At 70.8% G+C, this 18,376-nt stretch carries 20 protein-coding genes; 5 read left to right on the top strand and 15 right to left on the bottom strand.

The window, feature by feature from the left end:
- Nucleotides 1-15: 15 nt before the first annotated feature.
- The 6 genes from F6X53_RS09545 to purB form a co-directional block, all read right to left on the bottom strand.
- Entirely contained in the window at nucleotides 16-1,581 is a 1,566-nt protein-coding gene (locus F6X53_RS09545; protein WP_150999794.1) for a histidine kinase, read from the bottom strand.
- An 85-nt stretch (nucleotides 1,582-1,666) separates the two neighbouring features.
- Entirely contained in the window at nucleotides 1,667-2,959 is a 1,293-nt protein-coding gene (locus F6X53_RS09540) for an adenylosuccinate synthase (protein WP_150999793.1), read from the bottom strand.
- Between the two features lie 161 nt (nucleotides 2,960-3,120).
- Nucleotides 3,121-3,471: a hypothetical protein gene (locus F6X53_RS09535; RefSeq protein ID WP_150999792.1), complete on the bottom strand. Its 351-nt coding sequence runs from the start codon at nucleotides 3,469-3,471 to the stop codon at nucleotides 3,121-3,123.
- A gap of 109 nt (nucleotides 3,472-3,580) precedes the next feature.
- The gene (locus F6X53_RS09530; protein WP_150999791.1) at nucleotides 3,581-4,432 is read right to left on the bottom strand and encodes a D-amino-acid transaminase; all 852 of its coding nucleotides are present in this window, start codon (nucleotides 4,430-4,432) and stop codon (nucleotides 3,581-3,583) included.
- Nucleotides 4,433-4,628: 196 nt separating this feature from the next.
- Nucleotides 4,629-5,873 (bottom strand): class I SAM-dependent methyltransferase, encoded by a 1,245-nt coding sequence (locus tag F6X53_RS09525; protein WP_373875885.1) that lies wholly within the window; start codon nucleotides 5,871-5,873, stop codon nucleotides 4,629-4,631.
- A 97-nt stretch (nucleotides 5,874-5,970) separates the two neighbouring features.
- Nucleotides 5,971-7,281: an adenylosuccinate lyase gene (purB, locus tag F6X53_RS09520; protein WP_150999789.1), complete on the bottom strand. Its 1,311-nt coding sequence runs from the start codon at nucleotides 7,279-7,281 to the stop codon at nucleotides 5,971-5,973.
- Nucleotides 7,282-7,432: 151 nt separating this feature from the next.
- On the opposite strand from purB, the gene F6X53_RS32285 reads away from it, so the two are divergent.
- The gene (locus tag F6X53_RS32285) at nucleotides 7,433-7,603 is read left to right on the top strand and encodes a hypothetical protein (RefSeq protein WP_191970783.1); all 171 of its coding nucleotides are present in this window, start codon (nucleotides 7,433-7,435) and stop codon (nucleotides 7,601-7,603) included.
- Nucleotides 7,604-7,648: 45 nt separating this feature from the next.
- Here F6X53_RS32285 and F6X53_RS09515 read toward each other — a convergent pair whose 3' ends face one another.
- From F6X53_RS09515 to hemB, 4 genes are all read right to left on the bottom strand, one after another.
- Entirely contained in the window at nucleotides 7,649-8,395 is a 747-nt protein-coding gene (locus F6X53_RS09515) for an arginyltransferase (RefSeq protein ID WP_150999788.1), read from the bottom strand.
- Nucleotides 8,396-8,523: 128 nt separating this feature from the next.
- Nucleotides 8,524-9,009 carry an RDD family protein gene (locus F6X53_RS09510; protein WP_150999787.1) on the bottom strand — a complete coding sequence of 162 codons (486 nt, stop codon included), beginning with the start codon at nucleotides 9,007-9,009 and terminating at the stop codon, nucleotides 8,524-8,526.
- 111 nt (nucleotides 9,010-9,120) lie between these two features.
- The gene (locus tag F6X53_RS09505) at nucleotides 9,121-9,507 is read right to left on the bottom strand and encodes a hypothetical protein (protein ID WP_238296199.1); all 387 of its coding nucleotides are present in this window, start codon (nucleotides 9,505-9,507) and stop codon (nucleotides 9,121-9,123) included.
- Nucleotides 9,504-10,562 (bottom strand): porphobilinogen synthase, encoded by a 1,059-nt coding sequence (hemB, locus tag F6X53_RS09500; protein WP_150999786.1) that lies wholly within the window; start codon nucleotides 10,560-10,562, stop codon nucleotides 9,504-9,506. The genes F6X53_RS09505 and hemB overlap by 4 nt, the downstream gene beginning before the upstream one ends.
- Nucleotides 10,563-10,745: 183 nt before the next feature.
- On the opposite strand from hemB, the gene F6X53_RS09495 reads away from it, so the two are divergent.
- From F6X53_RS09495 to ldtR, 3 genes are all read left to right on the top strand, one after another.
- Nucleotides 10,746-11,807: an enoyl-CoA hydratase/isomerase family protein gene (locus tag F6X53_RS09495; protein WP_150999785.1), complete on the top strand. Its 1,062-nt coding sequence runs from the start codon at nucleotides 10,746-10,748 to the stop codon at nucleotides 11,805-11,807.
- A 1-nt stretch (nucleotide 11,808) separates the two neighbouring features.
- Complete coding sequence (locus tag F6X53_RS09490) at nucleotides 11,809-12,261, top strand: DUF6163 family protein (protein WP_150999784.1); 453 nt, start codon at nucleotides 11,809-11,811, stop codon at nucleotides 12,259-12,261.
- 164 nt (nucleotides 12,262-12,425) lie between these two features.
- Nucleotides 12,426-12,938 carry a transcriptional regulator LdtR gene (gene ldtR / locus F6X53_RS09485; RefSeq protein ID WP_150999783.1) on the top strand — a complete coding sequence of 171 codons (513 nt, stop codon included), beginning with the start codon at nucleotides 12,426-12,428 and terminating at the stop codon, nucleotides 12,936-12,938.
- Nucleotides 12,939-13,137: 199 nt separating this feature from the next.
- Here ldtR and pqqA (F6X53_RS09480) read toward each other — a convergent pair whose 3' ends face one another.
- Together pqqA (F6X53_RS09480) and pqqA (F6X53_RS09475) are read right to left on the bottom strand one after the other, a co-directional pair.
- Nucleotides 13,138-13,227, bottom strand: a complete 90-nt coding sequence (gene pqqA / locus F6X53_RS09480; RefSeq protein WP_150999782.1) for a pyrroloquinoline quinone precursor peptide PqqA — start codon at nucleotides 13,225-13,227, stop codon at nucleotides 13,138-13,140.
- Between the two features lie 65 nt (nucleotides 13,228-13,292).
- On the bottom strand, nucleotides 13,293-13,382 hold the full coding sequence (pqqA, locus tag F6X53_RS09475) for a pyrroloquinoline quinone precursor peptide PqqA (RefSeq protein ID WP_109888205.1): 90 nt from the start codon (nucleotides 13,380-13,382) through the stop codon (nucleotides 13,293-13,295).
- 499 nt (nucleotides 13,383-13,881) lie between these two features.
- On the opposite strand from pqqA (F6X53_RS09475), the gene mgtE reads away from it, so the two are divergent.
- Nucleotides 13,882-15,252: a magnesium transporter gene (gene mgtE, locus F6X53_RS09470; RefSeq protein WP_150999781.1), complete on the top strand. Its 1,371-nt coding sequence runs from the start codon at nucleotides 13,882-13,884 to the stop codon at nucleotides 15,250-15,252.
- Nucleotides 15,253-15,300: 48 nt separating this feature from the next.
- Here the strand turns inward: mgtE and denD are convergent, their stop codons facing one another.
- The 3 genes from denD to otnI are packed head-to-tail and all read right to left on the bottom strand — an operon-like array spanning nucleotide 15,301 to nucleotide 18,374.
- Nucleotides 15,301-16,284 carry a D-erythronate dehydrogenase gene (gene denD / locus F6X53_RS09465; RefSeq protein WP_150999780.1) on the bottom strand — a complete coding sequence of 328 codons (984 nt, stop codon included), beginning with the start codon at nucleotides 16,282-16,284 and terminating at the stop codon, nucleotides 15,301-15,303.
- A 24-nt stretch (nucleotides 16,285-16,308) separates the two neighbouring features.
- Nucleotides 16,309-17,589 (bottom strand): 3-oxo-tetronate kinase, encoded by a 1,281-nt coding sequence (gene otnK, locus F6X53_RS09460; protein ID WP_150999779.1) that lies wholly within the window; start codon nucleotides 17,587-17,589, stop codon nucleotides 16,309-16,311.
- Nucleotides 17,586-18,374, bottom strand: coding sequence for a 2-oxo-tetronate isomerase (gene otnI / locus F6X53_RS09455; protein WP_150999778.1), 789 nt, complete (start codon nucleotides 18,372-18,374; stop codon nucleotides 17,586-17,588). The genes otnK and otnI overlap by 4 nt, the downstream gene beginning before the upstream one ends.
- Nucleotides 18,375-18,376: the final 2 nt, after the last annotated feature.

Below are 18,376 nucleotides of genomic sequence, written 5' to 3'. Positions count from 1 at the left end.
GTCAGCGGAGCCGAGCTATTTCCACTGGTCGAAGGCGCGCTGCATCTGCTGCGTGCCCGAATTGCCCTTCTCGAAGGTCAGGACGGCGCGCTGGCCCGAGGCGTAGCGCACGGCGAGATCGAACCAGTTCTTGTGCAGCAGCAGGTCGGTGTTGCGGTCGATGTCGTTGCGCAGCGACGACAGCCCGATCAGGAACAGGTTCTCGCGCACCCGCACCGGAAGCCCGGAGACCGGGGAGCCGCGGCCGTTCTCATCGTCCTTGGCCTGCAGCAGGCCGACATCCTGCACCGCCCGCTTCTCCCCCTCCGGGCCGGTATCCGTGAAGGCGAGCTTGATCGTGTGCGAGGCCGGCAGGGTCGCGTCGAGGTTGCGTTGGATCGTCATCGTCAGGGCGAGGCCCGCATCCGGGAACTCGACATTGGCCACGATGGCGGTCTCCAGGGGCTGTCCCTGCTCGCCGCTGACCGAATCGAGCCGCCAGACCACCCGACCCGGGGTCGTGGTCGCCTGGTTGTTCTGGGCCGAGGTGTTCTCCTCGATCAGGACGGCCCGCTGGGCGACCGCGAGCTCCGCGGGTGAGAGCTGCGGGACCGGCGGCGGGGCTGGGGCCGTCGCGCCGCCCTGGCCGGGGGCCGCCGAGGTCCCCGGCGCCTGCTCGCCGCCGACCCGATCGGAGAACTTCGCATCGCTCCCCTCCGCGGGCGCCCCCGCGGTCTCGGCCCCGCTCGTCTGCAGGTCGGCGGGCTTGTCGCGCAGGAGGAAGGCCGCGACCGCGATGAGGCCGATCACGACCGCCAGCACGCTGCCGACGAAGATGTTGCGGAGCATCCGCGAGCGCCCGCCCCGGGGCGCCACCACGTCGATCCGGGGGCGCTGGCGCCCGTTGGCGGCCTCGCCGGCGCGACCGGCATCCTCCCCGCCCGCATCCGGCGGGAGAGCTTCGGACGCCGCCGCCTCGCCGGCCGCCGCGTCGTTGGCCACGAAGGTCGGGGCCTTGGCCTTGCGGGGGGTGATCGCGATGGCGGGCTCGCGCTGCGGCTCCGGCAGGCTGATCGCGGAGGGCGACGGGCCGAGATCCGGCGGCGGCGCCGGGGGCAGGCCGGGTTCGGGCCGGGAAGCGGCGGGCGCGCCGGTCTTGAGCGCGTCGGATCTGGGCTCGGCGGTTCCGGGCTTGGCAATCTCGGGCTTCGGCGGCTCCGGCTCGAACAGGCCGTCCTCAGGCGCCGGCGGAGGGGCCGCTTCTGGAAGATCGGACGGCCGAGCCGGTTCCGGGATCCGCGCGGGCTCGGGCGCCCGGGCGGGCTCGGGCACCCGGGCGGGTTCCGCCGGCTTCGCGCGCGCCGCCGCGGGGTCGTTCGCCGGGGCGGGGACGCCGCCGTAATCGATCTCCAGCCGCTCGATGGCGCTGTCGAGCGCCTTGCTCTCGAGGTCGATGTCGTCCTGCGAGAGCGGGGGCTCGAGGGAGCGGAGCTGGCCGATCAGGGCGCTGCGCGCACGATCGTACACCGCCTTGCGCATGGCGGGGGAGCGGTCCGGCAGGGCGTCGAGCGCCCGCGCCAGCAACGGGTAGTAATCGGCCATCGTGCCTGGATCCGCCCTCTTGCCGCCCCTTCAGCGCAGCAGACCCGCCCGACGCGGGACGCCGCCGGACGAGGATTCCTCAGGCTCAGTCCTCGAAGGGATTGTGCATCAGGATGGTGTCGTCCCGCTCCGGCGACGTCGAGAGCAGAGCGACGGGGGCGCCGATCAATTCCTCGATTCGGCGCACATACTTGATCGCCTGGGCCGGAAGCTCGGCCCAGGAGCGGGCGCCCGCGGTGGTCTGCGACCAGCCCTCAATCGTCTCGTAGATCGGCTCCACCTTCGCCTGCGCCGCCTGGTTGGCGGGCAGGTGGTCGAGAACCTCGCCGTCGAGCCGGTAGCCGGTGCAGACCTTGATGCTCTCGAACCCGTCGAGGATGTCGAGCTTGGTCAGGGCGATGCCGTCGATTCCGGAGGTCCGCACGGTCTGGCGCACCAGCACCGCATCGAACCAGCCGCAGCGGCGCTTGCGCCCAGTATTGACGCCGAACTCGCGGCCCTTGGCCCCGATGGTCTCGCCGATCTCGTCGAACAGCTCGGTCGGGAAGGGGCCTTCGCCGACGCGCGTCGTGTAGGCCTTGGCGATGCCGAGCACGTAGCCGATCGCCGACGGGCCCATCCCTGAGCCGGTGGCGGCCTGCGAGGCGACGATGTTGGAGGAGGTCACGAACGGGTAGGTGCCGTGATCGACGTCGAGGAGCGCGCCCTGCGCGCCCTCGAACAGGATGCGCTTGCCGGCGCGGCGCTGGTCGTCGAGGAGCGCCCAGACCGCGTCCGCGTAGGGCAGGATCGTCGGGGCGATCGCCTTCAGCTCGGAAAGCAACTGTCCGGCATCGACCTCGTCGATGCCGAGCCCGCGGCGCAGGGCGTTGTGGTGGGTCAGAACCCGCTCGACCTTGGAGGGCAGCGTGCTCTCGTCGGCGAGGTCGACGACCCGGATGGCGCGGCGCCCGACCTTGTCCTCGTAGGCGGGGCCGATGCCGCGCTTCGTCGTGCCGATCTTGAGGCCCGCGTTGTTGGTCTCGCGGAAATGGTCGAGCTCGCGGTGCAGCGGCAGGATCAGGGTGGCGTTGTCGGCGATGCGCAGGGTCTTCGGCGAGATCTCGACGCCCTGCGCCTGCAGCCGGGCAATCTCGTCGACGAGGTGCCAGGGATCGACCACGACACCGTTGCCGATCACCGACAGCTTGCCGCCCCGCACCACGCCCGACGGCAGCAGCGCGAGCTTGTAGGTCACGCCGTCGATGACGAGCGTGTGACCCGCATTGTGCCCACCCTGGAACCGGACGACCGTGTCGGCCTGCTCCGAGAGCCAGTCGACGATCTTGCCCTTGCCTTCGTCGCCCCACTGGGCGCCTACGACGACGACGTTCGCCATTCGCTCAAAACCCATACCGATCCGCAGGACGGGCACCCGGCCGGAGGCCGTGGGATAACCCGTTGTCGGATGGGTCTTTCCGCGATCCGGCCCTCAAAATCAAGCAAAGCGCCCGCTGCGCCCCCATGCGGCAGGGGACGGGCGGGCGATTGCCCGGTCGCCTACTTCGCTTCCGTGTTGGGTGCCTGGCCCGGCAATTCCCCCGGCTTGATCACCGGCATCGAGCCGGGATTGGGGTCGGGCGGCTTCACCACCATGCCGGGCGCGGCGTTGCCCGGAGGGGTGATGACGCCGTCATTCTTCTGCAGCTTGTCGCTCAGCGTGGTGTCGCCGTTCGAGTTCGTACCCGCCCCGTCGTTCGGCCGGATCTTCTCGGGGGGCGTCTGGCTCTGCGCGGGCAGATTCGGGTCGGTGTCGCGGCCTTTCAGGGGCGCGTCCGGCGATTGCGCGAGGGCCGCGGTGGCGACGAGGCCCACGGCGAGTGCCGCGAGCCCTGGTATCACATTCGGCATCGGAACCTCCCTCTCGGACGCCTCTTGGTCCGGAAGGAACCGTTGCCTGCGGAATCCGTTCCTGCGGGCGTCCCGTCGCGCTCCGGCAGGGGAGCCCGCGGGACGCGGATCACGCGCCCTTCGCCATCGCGATGTAGAGTTCCCGCAGGCGCCGGGTCAGGGGGCCGGGCTGGCCCGCCCCGATGGGCCGGCCGTCGAGGGACACGACCGGCATCACGAAGGCCGAGGCGCTGGTGTAGAAGGCTTCCGAAGCCGCGTAGGCCTCCTCCACGGAGAACAGGCGCTCCTCCACCGTCAGGTTCGCCTCGGCCGCAAGGTGAAGAACGGCCGCTCGGGTGATGCCGGGCAGGAGCGCGGTCGAGAGCGGGCGCGTCACGATGCGCCGGTCGGTCGTGACGATGAAGGCCGTCGAGGACGAGCCCTCCGTGACGGAGCCGTCCTCGACCATCCAGGCCTCGGCGACGCCCGCCGCCGCGGCCGCCTGCTTGGCCAGCACCTGGGCCAGCAACGCCACCGACTTGATGTCGCGCCGCTTCCAGCGGAGATCCTCCACGGTGATCACCTTGGCGCCGGTCTCCGCGAGGGGATTGCCGCGGATCGACTTCGTCTGGGTGAACATCACCACGCTCGGCGGTGTGTCGGCCGGCGGGAAGGCGAAATCGCGCTCGGCCACGCCGCGCGTCACCTGCATGTAGACCAGGCCTTCCTTGAGGTCGTTGCGCGCGACCAGCTCGGTCTCGAGCCGGATCCACTCGGCCGTCGGGTAGGGATTGCGGATGCCGATCTCGCCGAGGGACCGATCGAGGCGCGCGAGATGGGCCTCATTGTCGACGAGCCGCCCGTCGAGCACGGCCGAGACCTCGTAGATGCCGTCCGCGAACAGGAAGCCGCGGTCCATGATCGGGATGCGGGCCTCCTCCAACGGAACGAAGCTGCCGTTGAGGTACACGGTGCGGGACATGATTTCTCCTCGGAGCGGGACTCGGCAGGGCAGAACTCGGCCGCGTGCGCCGGATCCCTTCCAAGCATCGGCACCGGGGCCGGCGCAAGTGCGTTCGGTGACAATCCGGGTGGCAAGCGGGGTTCCGGGCGGCTCGCGCGATCGCCCCGGGTGCAGGATTCGTGCTGGTCGCCGGCGGAGTCCCGGGGGCGGCCGCTCAGGCATGGGCGCGCAACCCGGCTTCCGCCCGGGCGAGGCGCGCTTCCGCCTCCGCGATATAGGCGCGGGTGCGCGGAACGACGTCGTTGCGCCGGGTGAGCTGGAGCTGGAACACCACCGCATCCTCGTAGCGGAAGGCCGCCTCGGCACTCGCCAGATACCAGTCCCACATCCGGCCGAAGCGCGCGTCGTAGAGGCGCTCCACGGTCTCGCGCCGCGCCAGGAAGCGCGCGCGCCAGTCCCGCAGGGTCTCGGCGTAATGCAGCCGCAGGACCTCGACATCGGCGAGCATCAGGCCCGCGGCCTCGATCGGCGGCATGATCTCCGAGAGCGTCGGCAGGTGGCCGCCCGGGAAGATGTAGCGGGTGATCCAGGGATTCGTCGCGGCCGGCATCCCGGTGCGCCCGATCGTGTGGAGGAGCATCACGCCATCCTCCGCGAGCCGGGCCCGGCAGGCCTGGAAGTAGGCGTCGTAATGGGCCGGACCCACATGCTCGAACATGCCGACGGAGACGATCCGATCGAACCGGCCCATGGTGGCGCGGTAATCCTCGAGGACGAACGCGGCCCTGTCGCTCAGGCCCGCCTCGGCGGACCGGCGCGCGGCGACGGCGCGCTGCTCGCGCGACAGGGTGATGCCGCGCACCGAAGCGCAGCCGGCGACGCGCACGAGGTAGAGGCCGAGCCCGCCCCAGCCGCAGCCGATATCGAGGACCCGGCAGCCCGGCCCCGCCAGGAGCTTGGCGGCGATGTGGCGCTTCTTGGCGGCCTGCGCGGCGTCGAGGCCGATATCCGGCTCGGCGTAATAGGCGCAGGAATATTGGAGGTCGGGATCGAGGAAGAGGCCGTACAGCCGCTCATCCAGGTCGTAGTGTTGGGCGACGTTGCTCCGGGCGCGCGCCGGATCGTTGCGGTCGAGGAGGCGCCGCCGGAGGGCGCGGGCGAGCCCGCGTCCGCGCACCGGCCAGAGCGGCGGCGAGCCGTGGTTCCGGGCGAGGAGCACGGCGAGGAAGTCTGGCAGGGTGCCGCGCTCGATCAGCAGGCGCTCGTCGGTGTAGAGCTCGCCGAAGCGCAGTTCGGGGTCGAGGAGCAGCGCCCGCTCGGCCGCCGCGTCGGTGAAGCGGATCGCGGCCTCGGGGCCGAGGTCGTCGCCGGCGTGGAAGCGGTAGCCGCTCGCCGTCGTCACCGTCAGGCGGCCGCCGAGGCCGCTGACGGCGAAGGCCTTCTCCAGGATCCGGTCGATCAGCACGACGAAACCCCAAGGCGCAGGACTTGAATCCGCACCTCGGGAGATCGTGGCCGCGAGGGCCGGCGTCAAGCCGGCGCCCGAAAACGGTACGTCAGGCGCTCGCGCCGAAGACCCGCTGGAAGATCGTGTCGACGTGCTTGAAGTGGTAGCCGAGGTCGAAGCATTCCTCGATCTGCTCCGGCTTCAGGGCCGCGGTCACCTCCGGGTCGGCCTTGAGCAGGGCCAGGAAGTCGCCCTCGCCCCGCCAGACCGGCATCGCGTTGCGCTGGACCAGCCGGTAGGCATCCTCGCGCGAGACGCCGGCCTGCGTCAGCGCCAGGAGCACCCGCTGCGAGTGGACGAGGCCGCCGAGCCGGTCGAGGTTCTTCTGCATGTTGGCGGGGTAGATCAGCAGCTTGTCGATGACGCCCGTCAGGCGCGCCAGCGCGAAATCGAGGGTGACGGTGGCGTCCGGCCCGATCATGCGCTCGACCGAGGAGTGGGAGATGTCCCGCTCGTGCCAGAGCGCCACGTTCTCCATCGCGGGCAGCGCGTAGGCCCGCACCATGCGGGCGAGGCCGGTCATGTTCTCGGTGAGCACGGGGTTGCGCTTGTGGGGCATCGCCGAGGAGCCCTTCTGGCCCTCGGAGAAGAACTCCTCGGCCTCGAGCACCTCGGTGCGCTGGAGATGGCGGATCTCGATCGAGAGCCGCTCCACCGAGGAGGCCACGACGCCGAGCGCGGCGAAGAACATGGCGTGGCGGTCGCGCGGGATCACCTGGGTCGAGACCGGCTCCGGCGTCAGGCCCATCTGCCTGGCGACGTATTCCTCCACGCGTGGATCGATATTGGCGAAGGTGCCGACCGCGCCCGAGATCGCGCAGGTGGCGACCTCCGCCCGGGCGGCCACGAGCCGCGCCCGGTTGCGCTCGAACTCCGCGTAGGCCTGCGCGAGCTTCAGCCCGAAGGTGACCGGCTCGGCATGGATGCCGTGCGAGCGCCCGATCGTCGGGGTGAGCTTGTGCTCGAAGGCCCGGCGCTTGATGGCGGCGAGCAGGGCGTCGACATCGGCGATCAGGATATCGGCCGCGCGCACGAGCTGCACGTTGAGGCAGGTATCGAGGACGTCGGACGAGGTCATGCCCTGGTGCACGAAGCGGGCATCCGGGCCGACGATCTCGGCGAGATGCGTCAGGAACGCGATGACGTCGTGCTTCGTCACCGCCTCGATCGCGTCGATGCGGGCGACGTCGAAGACCGCGTCGCGGCCCTTCCGCCAGACCGTGTCGGCGGCCTCCTTGGGCACCACGCCGATCTCGGCGAGCGCCGTCGTGGCGTGGGCCTCGATCTCGAACCAGATCCGGAAGCGGGTCTCGGGTGACCAGATCGCCGTCATCGCGGGGCGGCTGTAACGGGGGATCATGGGACGCCTCGGGCTCTTGATGCGGTGCAGGTGAACGGGAGGCGCGCCAGTCTCGTGTCCGATCGCGGCGATCGGGGACGACACTAAGTCCTTGATGTGACGCGCTCTCTTGCGCCGAACCAGTGACCCGCTCGGCGGAGAGCGCTCTAGCATGCGGCGCAGGCCGGCTCAACGCGGCGCGGAGAGGGGCGACTCGGTGCGGGCCCAGGTGAATACCGAGAACATCTTCGACCGGCGCTACATCTATACGGCCGACAACAACATCACGCCCGGCGCGCCCCGGACCATCCGGGCGCAGATCATCGCGCGGTTCCGAGGATGAGGGCCCGGCGCCTCACGGGGCAGCCGGGTTCGCGCTGGGGCGGGGTCACTCCACCCGCACCCAGCCCTGCGCCAGCAGCCGCTCCTGCGGCGTGAAGCGGGCCTTGTAATCCATCTTGCGGGAGCCCTCGACCCAGTAGCCGAGATAGAGATAGGGCAGGCCGAGGGCGCGTGCCCGCCGGATATGGTCGAGGATCATGAAGGTGCCGAGCGAGCGGTGCGCCTCGTCCGGATCGTAGAACGAGTAGACCATCGAGAGCCCGTCCGCGAGGACGTCCGTCAGGCACAGGGCCACCGGCCCGCCGCTTCCGCGGCCATTGATGGCGGTGTCGGGGCCGCGGCGGCGGTAGGTCACCAGATGCGTGTCGACGTGGCTGTCCTCGATCATCATGGCGTAGTCGAGCACGGTCATGTCGACCATGCCGCCATCGCCGTGGCGGGCGTCGAGATAGCGGCGAAACAGCGCGTATTGCTCGGAGGCCGGCCGGTTCGTCTCCGGGTTGCCGACGATGTCGTCGTTGCGCTGGAGGATGCGGCGCTGGCTCCCGGTCGGCCGGAAATCATCGACCACCACCCGCACCGAGACGCAGGCGCGGCAGGTCTCGCAGGCCGGCCGGTAGGCGATGGTCTGCGAGCGGCGGAAGCCGCCCTGGGTCAGGATCTCGTTGAGATCGCGCGCGCGCCGTCCCACGAGGTGGGTGAAGACCTTCCGCTCCTCCTGGCCCGGCAGGTAGGGGCAGGGCGAGGGGGCGGTCAGGTAGAATTGGGGGGTATCGCGCGGGTGGCTCGTCACGCTTCACGTTGCCTTCGGGGCCGGCGCGGAGACCCGTGCCGAGCGCAGGAGTGTAGCGCCGCCACGGCTCCGCTCAACTGCCTGGATGGGCCCGCGCGCCAGAAATTCGGCGCGCGGAAGCGTACGCTCTAGCCGCGCACCACCGCGAGGCCGAGCAGCAGGTCGTGGCCGAGGCGCCGGTCGCTGCGGGCGAAGCCGAACACGATGTCGACGAACCAGAGCAGGAAGGTCGAGACCGCGACGTAGAACAAGAGCGCGTGCACCGCCGCCGTGATGAAGTCGACCTGCCGGCCGGTCTCGGGGGCGACGACCCGCAAGCCCATCATCCGCATGCCGAGCGTGCTCTGGCGCGCGCCGCCGACCGTGATCGCGCTGTACAGGATCCCGCTCGCCGGCAGCACCGCGAAGAGCGTCCAGCCGAGCCCGAAGGTGATTACCCCGAGCACCGCGATCGCCAGCCAGAGCAGGATCGAGAAGCCGAAGATGAACAGGATGTCGAGGAGATACGCGACGGTCCTGGCGCCGAGGCTGGCGCGCACCATCGGCAGCGTCGTCGGGGGCAAGTAGCCGGGCGTGTCGAGGCGCTCGGCGTAACCGGGCGGGGGATTGAGCATGGCCGTCAGGTCCTGCAAGGCGATGAGCCGCCGCGCATGAGGTAGGAAGCCGGCTGTCGGCCCTCAAGATGGCCCCCGGGCCCGGCGGCGACCGGGCCCGCCCTCGGTCCGTCAGCGCGCCCCGTCGGCGCGGGCCGGGTCGCTCGCTTCGGCGTCCGGCGTGTCGAGGTAGTAGCGCTTCAGCAGGTACAGGGCGGCCCCGTTGAGATGCCCTTGGTCCGTGGTGATCCCGAGGAGTTCGGCGCCGGCATTGAAGCGGCAGAGCGCCCAGCGCGGGCGGCTCCCGACCCGGTAATCGACCCGCACCGTGTCGGGGGCCGGCCCGGCCCCGGCGCGCAGGACCGCGAGGTCGGTCTCCGTCGGGGCGAGGGCCGGCACCGCCCGGCGGCAGAGGGTGACGCGCTGGCGCTCCACCGCGCTCTCGCAGGCGGCGAGCCCCGTCAGGAAGCCCAGGAGGGCGCCGGCGAGCAGGCAGGCGCGGACGCGGCGCGGGCTCACGCGTTCGCGCGCAGCCGCTCGGCGACGCGCGGCGCGTAATAGGTGAGGACGCCGTCGGCGCCCGCCCGCTTGAAGGCCAGAAGGCTCTCGACCATGGCGCGATCGCCGTCGAGCCAGCCGTTGCGGGCGGCCGCCTCGATCATCGCGTACTCCCCGGAGACCTGATAGGCGAAGGTCGGCACGCCGAAGGCGTCCTTCACGCGCCGGATGATGTCGAGATAGGGCAGGCCCGGCTTCACCATCACGGAATCGGCGCCCTCGTCGAGATCGAGGGCGACCTCGCGCAAAGCCTCCGCGCCGTTGCCCGGGTCCATCTGGTAGGTCCGCTTGTCGCCGACGAGGGCGGCCTGGGTGCCGATGGCGTCGCGGAACGGGCCGTAGAAGGCCGAGGCGTATTTCGCCGCGTAGGCCATGATCTGAACGTCGCGAAAGCCGGCCTTGTCGAGGCCGGCCCGGATCGCCCCGACGCGCCCGTCCATCATGTCGGAGGGGGCGATGATGTCGGTGCCGGCCTCGGCCTGGATCAGGCTCTGCTCCACGAGGAGCGCCACGGTCTCGTCGTTGAGGATGGCGCCGTCCTCGAGGATCCCGTCATGGCCGTGGCTCGTATAGGGGTCGAGGGCGACGTCGGTCATGACGCCGATCTCCGGGACCGCCCGCTTCACCGCGCGCACCGCCTGGCAGACCAGGTTGTTCCGGTTCAGGGCCTCGGAGCCGGTCGGATCCCGCAGGGCCTTCTCCGTGTAGGGGAAGAACGAGACCGCCGGGATGCCGAGGCGGGCCGCCCGCTCGGCCTCGCGCACGATCTCGTCGACGCTCAGGCGCTCGACGCCGGGCATCGAGGCGATCGGCTCGCGCCGGCGCTCGCCCTCGATCACGAAGAGGGGCCAGATCAGGTCGTCGACGGTGAGCGTATGCTCGCGCACGAGGCGGCGCGACCACTCGGCCTTGCGGTTGCGGCGGGGGCGCTGCGTGATCTTCAGGCCCTCGGCGCGGGCGCTTTCCCGCGCGGTCTCGACGGCAAGCGGGCGGGGCTGAGGCGTGTCGTTCGACATGGCTTGCGATGTCTCTCGCGTGACGTGACTGAAGACGTGACTTGGAAAGCGCGCGTCGCCGCACGGGCCTATCACTTCGCAAATGAGGGCGAAACCCGCCCGGCCTGCGGCGTCGCCAACCCTCCGGTTGACGGCGGGGGGCTCCCCGTCTCTAACCGGCGCGCGATGGAAGAGATGCGGACCATGACGGACGAGGCGGCGGACGAGATCCTGTTCGAGCGGCGCGGCCCCCTCGGCCTGATCACCCTCAATCGCCCGAAGGCTCTGAACGCGCTCTCGCTCGGAATGATCCGGGCCATGCAGGCGCAGCTCGAGGCCTGGGCGGCGGATCCGGCGGTGACCCGTGTCGCGGTGCGGGGCGCCGGCGGCCGAGCCTTCTGTGCCGGCGGCGACATCCGCCGCATCTACGAATGCGCCCGGGCCGGGAACGAGCGGGACCTGTACGCGATCTGGCAGGGGGAATACGGCCTCGTCGCCACCGTGGCGCGCTTCCCCAAGCCCTATGTCGCGCTCATCGACGGCATCGTCATGGGCGGCGGTGTCGGCATCTCGGTGCATGGGCCCTACCGGGTCGCCTCGGAGCGCTACAGCTTCGCGATGCCGGAGGTCGGCATCGGCTTCTTCCCCGATGTCGGCACGACCCACCTGCTGCCGCGCCTGCCCGGGCGGACCGGGACCTATTTGGCGCTCACGGGCGCGCGGATCGGGCCCGGCGACGCGCTCGCGGTCGGGCTCGCGACCCACCACGCGCAGGCGGCGGATTTCGACGCGATCCTCGACGGGCTCGCGGCGGGCCGGGCCATCGACGGCGTCCTCGCGGGCCTGGCCGCCGCGCCGCCGCCGGCCGGCCCGCTCGTGCGGGAGCGCGGGCTGATCGATGATTGCTTCTCGGGCGAGAGCGTGACCGATATTCTCGGACGCCTGGACGTCGCCGCCTCGGCGCATGCGAGCTTCGCGGCGGAGACCGCCGCGCTCCTGCGCACGCGCTCGCCGACGAGCCTCTGCATCGCGCGCGAGCAGATGCGGCGCGGCCCCGGCCTCAGCCTGCCGGACGCGATCCTGACGGAGTACCGGCTGGTCACGCGGGTGATGGAAGGGCACGATTTCTTCGAGGGCGTGCGCGCCGTCCTGGTGGACAAGGACAACGCGCCGGACTGGCGGCCCGCCAGCCTCGATGCGGTGGATCCGGCGTGGATCGCGGCGGCCTTCGGGCCCGCGGACCGGCCCGAGCCGAGCTTCGCCTGAGATGCGCGGCGCCCTGAAGCTCCGGCGCGGCAGCGTCGGCGACCTGTCGAGCGACCGGATCGAGCGCAGCGCGGCGGCGCCCAGGACGACCTGGGACACGCTGCTCGTCTGGTTCATGCGCATCACCGCGCTCGCCTGGCTGGCGAAGGGGGTGCTCTCCTGGGCCTCGATCCTCGACGTGGTGCCGGGCGCACGGGCCTTCGAGACCGAGCCCGTGGGGCGCCAGACGGTGATCGTCTACTTCGCGGTGATCGACCTGACCGCCGCGGTCGGCCTCTGGCTGACGAGCGCCTGGGGTGGTGTCGTCTGGCTTCTTGCCGCGACCTCTGCACTCACGCTGGCAGTGCTGACGCCGCAATTGCTGCCCATGCCGCTGCCCCTGATCGCCGCGCAGGCAAGTATCATTGCAATCTACTTCGTTTTGTCTTGGCTAGCGGCGCGGGAAATCCGGTAAACGGAGGGTTACGAACACCGCTTCATTTTGCATTTACCTACAGAAGTAAATCGCGAATTCATCCTGTCGCTTAAACCACCTTTCATCCCCCACCCCTAGGTTCGCTTCATAAGCGGCGCCGGACACCGGCGTGACCGGCACAACAAAATCGGGTGAGGCACACGATGAAGTCCCAGGCCGTCAAGGTTGTCGAGACCAACACCACGCTCGAGACGGGCGCCGCGAGCGGCTCGTACCTCGAGGCCCTCCACCTCGTGGAGCGCCTGCACCGCCGGCTCCTCGACGTCATCAAGGACGAGTTCGAGCGTCGTGGCCGCGAGGACGTCAACAGCGTCCAGGCGCTGCTCCTCTACAATATCGGCGACAAGGAACTGACCGCGAGCGAGCTGCGCACCAAGGGCTACTATCTCGGCTCGAACGTCTCCTACAACGTCAAGAAGCTGGTCGAGGCCGGCTACCTCCACCACGCGCGCTCGAAGACGGACCGGCGCTCGGTGCGCATCAGCCTCACCGACAAGGGCCGTCAGGTCCACGACATCATCCAGGGCCTCTACGACAAGCACGCCCGCACGATCCAGCCGATCGGCGGCATCTCGGACGACGATTTCGGGCGCCTCAACCTGGCGCTCGGCCGCCTGGAGCGGTTCTGGACCGATCAGATCCGTTACCGCCTCTGAGGATCGCGCACGCGCGGCTCCCCGTTCCCCGAATGCAGAGAGCCGGACGGCCTGTTGGCCGTCCGGCTCTCTGCATTCAGAGGCTCCATCGGGATCGCCGTGCCCCGGCCACCGCGATCGGCCGGCAAGCTCACATGCAAAGGCCGCCGCCCCCGGAGGAACGACGGCCCGAAAGACTGTCGCGAACGCGACCGTCAGCTTAGTGGAAGGTGTCGATCTCAGCCGACTCGTAGCTGGTGACTTCCATGCCGACGCAGATTTCCTGAACGATGGGGGCAGACCACTTCATGGCGTCTCTCCTGGTGACATTGACGATGGAACGCGCTTTGCCGGCTCAACAGGGCCAGCAGAGCCTTAGTGGAAGGTGTCGATCTCAGCCGACTCGTAGCTGGTGACTTCCATGCCGACGCAAACTTCCTGAACGACGGGGGCGGACCACTTCATGGCGTCTCTCCTTGCAACACGATGGACTGAATCTAGCCGATGTGTTGGGCACAATACAAGCGGGCCCTACACTTATATTTCTCATAGGGACGTGCGTGACCGAGGCCGGCGGCTCCCCGGATGTCGCTGCGAGGCACGAAAGGCACGGGATTTCAGAGATATGGTGCCGAAGGCAGGCCCGCGGGCACCGGCGCCCGAGCCTGCCCCCGGGTGCTCGCGGCCTTGCGAACGCGCCATCCGCCCACGAATCCGCGATTTGCCTTGACGGTCTCGCGCGCGAGGCGCACGACCCGCGCGCCTGCGGCCGCCCGGCGGCCAGCGGGCAGCCGACCTCACAGCCATAGCGATGCCCAGCGACAGTCCCGATCGATCGTCCATGCCGTGTCCGGCCCCGTGCCGCGCGCCCGCCTGAGCCCCTGAGGCCCGCCGCGGGCCACCGCGCGCGTCGCCGGCTACGGCCCGACGCGCACGGCGAGCCCAGCGAAACAAGGCGAGGCCCATGAACGAGATCGCCCCCTTCGACACCCGAATCGATCCCGCCGTGCTCGCGGCCCGGCTCTCCGACGAGCGCGCGCCCGACATCGTCGAGGCCCTGAACGAGGAGGCGCCCGAGGTCGCCGCCGCCATCCTGCTCGGGCTCCCGCATGAGCGGGCGGTCGAGGTGCTCGACCAGCCGGAACTCGACTGCGCCGCCGACATCGTCGAGATGCTGCCCCGCGACCGCGTCGCCTCCTACCTGTCCGGCATGTCGGCCGACCGGGTCACCGACCTCTTTCGCGAGATCGAGGAGCCGGGCCGCTCGGACCTGCGCGCGCGCCTCGACGCCGAGACGCGGGGCGCCGTCGACAGACTCAGCGCCTACGGCGAGGAGACGGTCGGCTCGCTGATGACCACCGAGTTCGTCACGGTGCCGGGCAACTGGACGGTGGCCCAGACCCTCGACCATGTCCGCCACGTCGAGAAGACCCGCGAGACCATCTACGCCATCTTCGTGCTCGATCCGCGCACGCGCGCGCTGACCAAGTCGGTGCCGCTGCGCCGGCTGATCTCGGGCAACCCGGAGGACAACGTCCTCAGCGTCGCCCCGGGGCGGCGCCCGCTCGCGGTCTCGCCGACGGCCAGCCGCGAGGAGGCCGCGCGGCTGATCTCGAAATACGACCTCCTGGCGCTACCGGTGATCGATGCGGTCGGCCACGTCATCGGCATCGTCACGGTCGACGACATGATCGACGCCATGGTGGCGAAGCAGACCCAGGACGTGCAGCGCTTCGGCGGCATGGAGGCGCTGCCCGAGCCCTACATGGATATCGGCTTCTTCACGATGATCCGGAAACGGGCCGGCTGGCTCTGCGCGCTGTTCCTGTCGGAGATGCTGACCGCCTCCGCCATGCAGGGCTTCGAGGGCGAATTGGAGAAGGCCATCGTCCTGACGCTGTTCATCCCCCTGATCATGTCGTCGGGCGGCAATTCCGGCTCGCAGGCGACGTCGCTGCTGATCCGGGCCCTGGCGCTGCATCAGGTGCGGCTGCGCGACTGGTGGCGGGTGGCCCTGCGCGAGTTTCCGACGGGCCTTCTCCTCGGGGCGATCCTGGGGATCATCGGCATCGTGCGCATCGTGATCTGGCAGAAGACCGGCCTGTACGATTACGGCCCGCACTGGCCGCTCGTGGCCGCGACCGTCGGCACGGCGCTCGTCGGCATCGTCACCTTCGGCTCGCTCACGGGCTCGATGCTGCCCTTCATTCTGCAGCGGCTCGGCTTCGACCCGGCGACCGCCTCCGCGCCCTTCGTGGCGACCCTCGTCGACGTGACGGGCCTGGTGATCTACTTCTCGGTCGCGCTCCTGATCCTCAAGGGCACGCTCCTGTAGCGCGCCCTCCGCGCGCCGCGCTGGTCGCGCGGGATCGGGCGCGGACGATCAGGCCGGGCCGGCGCCGGTCTCGGCGATGTGGAGCGCCACGATCGCGTCGAAGGACGGATCGGCCCGGAAGCCGAGACCGAGGGCGCGCTCGGTCGCGAAGGCCTCCGGCCAGGTCTCGATGATCCGCAGGATCGCCGGATCGGGCTCGCGCCGGATCAACGCGACGGCGCGCTCGCCCGCGACGCGGCGCAGGGCCTCGATCTCCTCGGCGACCGTCGCCGAGACGCCCGGCATGGTGAGGTTGCGGCGCTGGCCCAGGGGCGCGAGGTCGATGCCGGCGGCGTGGACCAGGAAATCCGTGGCCGCGCGCGGGCTGGCGAACCAGTGCCGCACGGTGTCGGGCACGGGAAGAACCGCCTCCTGCCCGGCCAAGGGTTCCCGGATGATGCCCGAGAAGAAGCCGGACGCCGCCTTGTTGGGCTTGCCGGGCCGCACGCAGATGGTCGGGAGCCGCAGGCCGATCCCGTCGAGGAAACCGCGCCGCGTGTAGTCGGAGAGGAGTAATTCGCCCATCGCCTTCTGGGTGCCGTAGGAACTCGCTGGCGTCAGGATCATGTCGTCGCCGATCACGGGGGGCAGCGGCGCCCCGAACACGGCGAGGGAGGAGGTGAACACCACGCGCGGCCGGTAGCCCTCGGCGAGATGGGCCTGGCGAATCGCCTCGAAGAGCAGGCGGGTGCTGTCGAGATTGATCCGGTAGCCCTTCTCGAAATCGGCTTCCGCCTCTCCGGAGACCACGGCGGCGAGATGGAAGATCACGTCCGGCCGCCCGGCAATCGCCGTCTCCGCGGCGCCCGTCCCGGAGAGGTCGGCCGCCTGCGCGGTGACGCGCCCCGCGAGGGCGTCAGGGACCGCGGGCGTCACCACGTCGACGAGGGTGAGCGCGTCGAGGGCCTGCCCACCGAGGCTGCCGGATTGCGCGAGGGCGTCCGTGAGGCGCCGGCCGATCATGCCGGCGGCACCGAGGATCAGGGCGTGCATCGGGTTGCGTCCTTGCGGTTGGGGTCAGCGCATCAGGTCGAGGGCGCGGGCGAAGAAATCGCGCCCGCCGAAATTGCCGGATTTGAGCGCGAGCAGCATGGGTTCGGCCGCGCTCGCCGTGCGCAGCACGGGCACGCCGGCGGCAATCTCGGGGCCGAGCCGGAAGGCGCGCAGGCCGAGATGATCGACGACGGCACCCGATGTCTCGCCGCCCGCGACCACGAGGCGGCGCACGCCGCCGGCCACGAGCCCGGCCGCGATGGCGGCATTCGCCGCCTCGATCGCGTGGCCGGCCTCGGCGCCGCCATGCCTGGCCTGAAGCGCCCGGACCGCCTCGGGGGTGGCGCTGGTCGCGATCAGAACGGGCCCATTCCCGAGGCGCTCCGCCGCCCAGGCGAGGGCGCCCTCGATCGCGGCCTCGCCGGCCAGGATCCGCTCCGGGTCGAGGCGCAGCACCGGCATATGCGCCTCTGCCGCCTCGATCTGGCCGAGGGTCGCCTGCGAGCAACTGCCCGCGAGGCAGGCGGCGTGGCCGCCGACTCCCTCGCCCGGCAGCGCATCGGCGGCGGCGGAGCCGCGCCCGGCCGCGACCAGGGCGCGGCCGAGGCCGAGGCCGAGGCCGGAGGCCCCGACCGAGAGGGGGTGGGCGAGGGCCGCGTTGCCGAGGATCTCGAGATCGGATTCGAAGACCGTGTCGGCGATGGCGGCGCCGTGTCCGGCCTGCGCGAGGGCGTCGAGGCGCGAGGCGACCGCGGCAACGCCGCCGGCTACCGTCGCGAGATCGACGAGGCCGACGGGGGAGGCGGTCTGTCGGGCGAGGACGCGCACGAGGTTGGCGTCCCGCATCGGGTTGAGGGGATGGTCCTTGAGCGGACTCTCGTCGAGGGGCACGGCGCCCACGAAGAGGTGGCCCTGGTAGATGGTGCGCCCGGTCTCCGGGAAGGCCGGCGTGACGAGGGCGATCGGGGCGCCGGCGGCGGTCCGGAGGGCATCGAGGACCGGACCGATATTGCCCGCATCGGTCGAATCGAAGGTGGAGCAGATCTTGAACAGGACATGGGCCGCGCCGCGTTCGCGCAGCCAGCGTTCGGCGGCCAGGGAGCGCTCGACGGCTTGCCCCGCCGGGATCGACCGGCTCTTCAGCGCCACCACCACGGCGTCGACCTCCGGCAGGGCGAGATCGGGATCCGGCACCCCGATGGTCTGGACGGTGCGCAGGCCCGCCTTGGTCAGGGTGTTGGCGAGGTCGGAGGCGCCCGTGTAATCGTCGGCGACCGCTCCGAGGGCGAGGGCACGCGGGCTCATTGGGCGGTCCCCCCATCGCGATAGGGCGTGAACCAGCCGAGCCCTTCGGTCGTGCCGGCGCGCGGGTTGTACTCGCAGCCGACGAAGCCGTCATAGCCGAGGCGGTCGAGCTCGGCGAACAGGAAGGCGTCGTTCATCTCGCCCGTCCCGGGTTCGTGGCGCTCGGGCACGCTCGCGGTCTGGACATGGCCGATGATGGGCATGAGCTGGCGCAGCCGCATGGTCACGTCGCCGTGCATGATCTGGCAATGGTAGAGGTCGAACTGGAGCTTCAAGTTCGGCAGGTTCAACGCGGCGATGAGCGCGGCGGCGGCGCCGAAATCGTCGAGGAAGTAGCCCGGCATGTTGCGGGCATTGATGGGCTCCAGCACGAGGTTGAGCCCGGCCCGGCCCACGCGCTCGGCCGCCCAGGCGACCGAGCGGCGATAGGCCGCCTGCGCCTCCGGATCGTCGTGGTCCGCCAGGCCCGCCATCAGGTGGAGGCGCGCCACCCCTGTCGCCTCGGCGTAGAGGAGCCCCGTCTCGACGCCGGCCTGCAGGTCCGCGAACCGGCCCGGGAGCGCCGCGATGCCGCGCTCGCCCGCAGCCCAATCTCCGGGGGGCAGGTTGAACAGGGCTTGGGTCAGGCCGTTCCGGCGCAGGCGCTCGCCGATGGCCTCGGGCGGGTGCGCGTAGGGGAACAGGAACTCGACGGCCCGGAAGCCCGCATCCGCCGCCGCGGCGAAGCGGTCGAGGAAGGCGTGCTCGGTGAACATCAGGGTGAGGTTGGCGGCGAAGCGCGGCATGG

The sequence above is a fragment of the Methylobacterium soli genome, assembly GCF_008806385.1.
In the GTDB taxonomy this organism is placed as follows: domain Bacteria; phylum Pseudomonadota; class Alphaproteobacteria; order Rhizobiales; family Beijerinckiaceae; genus Methylobacterium; species Methylobacterium soli.
This window is presented reverse-complemented; position numbering and strand designations above follow the sequence as displayed.